Raw genomic sequence first — 4,302 nt, 5'->3', positions numbered from 1 at the left:
GGCTTGGAACTTCACCCTTACGGATGACGCCCCCGAAGGCGGGGACCCGCTGCGATCACTCGCGGGGGTTACTGCATCTCCTCTCAGTAACCGCTTACACGGAGAGACTTGTCAGGTCGCACCAGTTGTCCTGGATGTTGCTGCCCGCGCCGACCGTGATCGCCTCGGCATCACCGCGGATCACCGCGCCGTACCAGACGCTCGCTCCGGCACCGACCGTGACCGACCCCACCACGACCGCGTTGGGTGCGACGAACGCCGTCGGGTCGACGTCGGGCTCCCGGCCCCCGACTGCGGCGATCAGCGGCTCTGCCATGTCTCGTCCTCCTTGGCCAGGCGTGCCCGTTCTGTGCCGGTCATGATGGCACCTCAGGACACCGGCGCCTCCGGGCACCCCCACCGAACGCCCGCCGACCGCCTACCCGCGGCGACCACCACCGGGGCCCGGACCGGGGCCGTCAGCGGACCGGCCCGGCGGAGGCGGAGGCACCGGCCACCGCGGGCGGGGCCGGCGGCCGGGTGTCGCAGAGCCCGGCGGCGACCAGGTTCTCGAACGCGGCGTTCGCCGCCGGCAGGTCGGACACGTCGTACGGGTTCACCGAGGCCGCGAACTGGCGCCGCCCGTCCGGGGAGCCGTACAACAGGGTGGTGTACCCGGGGATGCCGCCGTTGTGGCCCCAGTACTCGCCGCAGGTCGTCGAGGTCCGCTGGAGGCCGAGGCCGTACGCGTCGGCCCCGCTCTGCGGGCTGGGCCGCTTCATCTCGGCCAGCTCGGCCGGGCCGAGCAAGCGGCCGCCGAGCAGGGCGGAGATGAAGCGGGTGAGGTCGGTGGTGGTGGAGATGCCGGCCCCCGCCGCACCGGCCATGCTCGGGTTGAGCCGGGTGACGTCCGCCGGGCCGTCGGGGAGCTTGTAGTAGCCGTGCGCGTGCGGGCCCGGCACCGAGACCGAGTCGAGCGGCATCGAGGTACCGGTCAGGCCGAGCGGACGGATGATCCTGCGCCGCACCTCGTCGGCCCAACCGCGGCCGGTGATCCGCTCGATGAGCATCCCGACCACGAGGTAGTTGGTGTTGGAGTAGTGCCAGCCCTGCCCCGGGGCGAAGTACGGCGGGTGCGCGGTGGCGAGGTCGACGAGCTCCCGCGGCGCGTAGGACCGCCAGCGGCCGGTGTCGAGCCACTGCCGCAGGGCGACCGGATCCTCCTCGAAGGAGAAGGAGGCGTCCTCGGTGTAGTTGAAGAGGCCGCTGGTGTGGTTCAGCAGCTGGCGGACGGTGATCTGCCGGCCGTTCGGCACCACACCGGGCAGTCGGCTCTCCACCGGGTCGTCCAGGCCGATCCGGTGTTCGGCGACCAGCTGAAGGACCACCGTCGCGACGAAGGTCTTGGTGACACTGCCGATCCGGAACCGGCCGTCGGCGGGGGTCGGGGCCCCGGTGGCGAAGTCGGCGGTGCCGGCCGCACCCGTCCACGCCGGGCGCCCGCGCTCGCCGACCAGCCCCAGCGCGGCCGAGGAGCCGCCCTGGTCCACCATCGCGCGCACGGCCGCGTTCAGCGCCGCCCGGTCCGTCCGGCCGTCGGTGGCCCCGATCACCACGCCCTCGCCGGTGGCCTGCCCGGGTGCCCCGGGCGCCCCGCCCTGGGCACCCGCGACCGGAGCGATCACCCCCACCAGCCCGGCGCCCGCGAGCGCCACCGCCACCGCCCTCGCGGCCAGACCCCGTCGCCGCCGAACCCCGCCCGCCGGCCCCACCGGACCCACCCGGCCCGCCCGGTCCCTCGTCGTCCCCGCCATGCCCTCGCCCCTCCCGCGCCGTGACCGGGTGGAGCCCCACAACAGCCGCCCCGGTCCTGTTGCCTGACACTCTGACAGCGGGTGCCGGCACGGGCGTCACCCTCAGGTCCGGAGCCTCTCCACCCCTGGTGCGATCCTCTGCGGGCGTGTCGCTCCCCCTCAGGTCGAACACAACCCCGAGGGATCCCGGGGTACGCCCACGACCGGTGTCGGGGGCGCGCCCCGGGGTCAGGGGGCGTGCCCCCCGGGCGACGGGCTCAGGCCAGCGGCGCCTTGACCCGCAGCACCTCGATGAACGCCCGGATCCACGCCGGGTGGTCGGGCCAGGCCCGCGCCGAGACGACCACCCCGTCGACGACCGCCTCGCCGTCCACGTACTCGGCGCCTGCGGCGGCCACATCCGGCTCCAGCGCCGGGTAGGCGGCGCTGCGGCGGCCGCCGAGCACCCCGGCGGCGGCCGTGATCAACGGGCCGTGGCAGATCTGCGCCACCGGCTTGTCGGCCTCGAAGAAGTGCTGGACGATCCGCTTCACGTCGGCGTTGTTCCGCAGGTACTCGGGAGCGCGGCCGCCGGGGATGACCAGCGCGACGTACTCGGCCGGGTCCACCTCGGCGAGGGCGAGGTCGGCGGGCCAGGTGTAGCCGGGCTTCTCGGTGTAGGTGTCGTAGCCGTCGACGAAGTCGTGGACCACGAACTGGAGCCGCTTCCTGGTCGGTGCCGCGATGTCCACCCCGTAGCCCTCCTCCAGCAGCCGCTGGTACGGGTAGAACACCTCCAGCGACTCCGCGGCATCACCGGTGACGAGCAGGATCTTCGATGTCATCGCCGACATCCCTCCACATGATCGATCGTCAGACATGGTGCGGGCCCGCGCCGGTGGCGACCGGTTCGGGCCGGGAACAACCTCCCGCACCGGGCCGCGCCGACGCAACAGGGCGCACCGGTCGCACATCCGGCGCACACGCGGCGACACGCGCCGGCAGACCGTCGTACGCGCGGTCTCCGGGGCCCGCGGTCCCGCTCCGGCCCGGCACCTAGACTCCCTGGTGCCCAGGCCAGCCCCCGAAGGGAGTCCGCACGATGCCGGACCGCACCACCTACCTCGTCCTGCCCGGCTACCAGAGCTCGGGGCCCGCGCACTGGCAGACCCGCTGGGAGGAGGCGGACCCGGCGGCCTTCCGGCGGGTCCACCAGGAGGACTGGGACTTCCCGGAGCCGGCTGCCTGGGTGGCCGCCCTGGATGCCGCGATCGCCGCGGCGGCGGCCGAGGGACCGGTCGTCCTGGTCGCCCACAGCCTCGGCTGCGTCACGGTCGCCCGCTGGGCGGCCTCGGCCCCTGCCGGGCGGACCGCCGCCGTCCGGGGCGCGCTGCTGGTCGCCCCCGCCGACATCGACACCGCCGACGTCCCGGCGCTGCTGGGCTTCCGCCCGGTGGCCCGCGAGCGCCTGCCCTTCCCGTCGCTGGTGGTCTCCAGCACCGACGACCCCTGGGTCACCCCGGAGCGGGCCCGCGGCTTCGCCGAGGCGTGGGGCGCCCGGTACGTGGAGCCCGGCGCCCACGGACACCTCAACTCCGACTCCGGGCTGGGCGACTGGCCGGAGGGGCGCAAGCTGCTCGCCGAACTCTGACCGGGGGGCGCGGGCCGGGCACCCGGCCGCGGCGCCGTCAGCCCAGCCCGACCGCGTGGGCGGTGAGGGCGAGCAGGGCCGCGTTGCCGGCCGCACCCGCCGCCGTGGCGCAGAGGAACCGGGCCGGCGTCCCGTCGCGCAGCGGGCCGAGGACGATCGCGGGGAAGTAGCCCGGCATCGTCCAGAGCGCCACCGCCCACTGCCGGTGCGCGCGGGCCGGACCGGCCGGGGCCCGCAGCTCGCGGGCCGCGGCGAGGGCGAGCGGCAGGTAGAGCGCGAGGTACCCGGCGGCGGGCCAGAGCACCGGGGGGACGCCGAGGGCGGTGTGCGGCATGGCCCCATCCTCCGCCGGGCGCCCGGCCGGCGCATGAGTACCGGTACTCAGCCGGCCCGCGGCCGGGCGCCCGACCGCCGTCTCCCCCCACCGTTCTGGGATAGGACCGTGATCACCCGGCGGAGCAGAATCGGTGCACCACCGATTCCTCCGGAAGGACAAGACGTTGATGAACCGCCTGTCCCGCCCGCTCACCGCCACCCTCCTCGCCGCCGCCGCCCTGGTCGGCGGGGCCGGGGCCGCCCAGGCCGCCACCGTCGACCTCTCGGCCCACGGGCCGCTCGCGGTGGTGGACCAGCCCGTCGAACAGCAGTCGGCCGCCGCCCGGTGCGACGTCGAGTACACCGTGGCCTACTACAGCTACCGCACGCAGGGCTACCCCGAGCTGGAGTCGATGCTGCACGCCGAGAAGACCTACGCGCTCTGCCAGGCCGTGGGCTGACCCGGTCTCCGGCCGGGGGGGGGGGGGGGGGGGCCCCCCGGCCCCCCCCCCCCCCCCCCGCCCCCCCCCCCCCCCCCCCCCCCCCCCCCCCCCCGGCCCCGCG

The 4,302-nt window shown here is 75.6% G+C and carries 5 protein-coding genes and 1 pseudogene; 2 read left to right on the top strand and 4 right to left on the bottom strand.

The window, feature by feature from the left end:
* Positions 1–124: 124 nt before the first annotated feature.
* The 3 genes and pseudogenes from ACFXHB_RS35635 to ACFXHB_RS35625 form a co-directional block, all read right to left on the bottom strand.
* Positions 125–316 (bottom strand): annotated as a pseudogene (locus ACFXHB_RS35635) (gamma carbonic anhydrase family protein); the annotation flags it as partial.
* A 142-nt stretch (positions 317–458) separates the two neighbouring features.
* The gene (locus tag ACFXHB_RS35630) at positions 459–1,694 is read right to left on the bottom strand and encodes a serine hydrolase domain-containing protein (RefSeq protein WP_380579605.1); all 1,236 of its coding nucleotides are present in this window, start codon (positions 1,692–1,694) and stop codon (positions 459–461) included.
* Between the two features lie 356 nt (positions 1,695–2,050).
* Entirely contained in the window at positions 2,051–2,617 is a 567-nt protein-coding gene (locus ACFXHB_RS35625) for a DJ-1/PfpI family protein (protein WP_380579603.1), read from the bottom strand.
* A 257-nt stretch (positions 2,618–2,874) separates the two neighbouring features.
* Between ACFXHB_RS35625 and ACFXHB_RS35620 the strand changes: the two genes are divergently transcribed.
* Positions 2,875–3,423, top strand: a complete 549-nt coding sequence (locus ACFXHB_RS35620; RefSeq protein ID WP_380579601.1) for an RBBP9/YdeN family alpha/beta hydrolase — start codon at positions 2,875–2,877, stop codon at positions 3,421–3,423.
* 37 nt (positions 3,424–3,460) lie between these two features.
* On the opposite strand, the gene ACFXHB_RS35615 is transcribed toward ACFXHB_RS35620, so the two are convergent.
* Positions 3,461–3,757, bottom strand: a complete 297-nt coding sequence (locus ACFXHB_RS35615) for a hypothetical protein (protein WP_380579599.1) — start codon at positions 3,755–3,757, stop codon at positions 3,461–3,463.
* 169 nt (positions 3,758–3,926) lie between these two features.
* Between ACFXHB_RS35615 and ACFXHB_RS35610 the strand changes: the two genes are divergently transcribed.
* Positions 3,927–4,199, top strand: a complete 273-nt coding sequence (locus tag ACFXHB_RS35610; protein WP_380579597.1) for a hypothetical protein — start codon at positions 3,927–3,929, stop codon at positions 4,197–4,199.
* Positions 4,200–4,302: the final 103 nt, after the last annotated feature.

It is taken from the genome of Kitasatospora sp. NPDC059327, assembly GCF_042752535.1.
Lineage (GTDB): Bacteria > Actinomycetota > Actinomycetes > Streptomycetales > Streptomycetaceae > Kitasatospora.
Note: the sequence above shows the minus strand (reverse complement) of the source record. Positions and strands in the feature narration are given on the sequence as shown.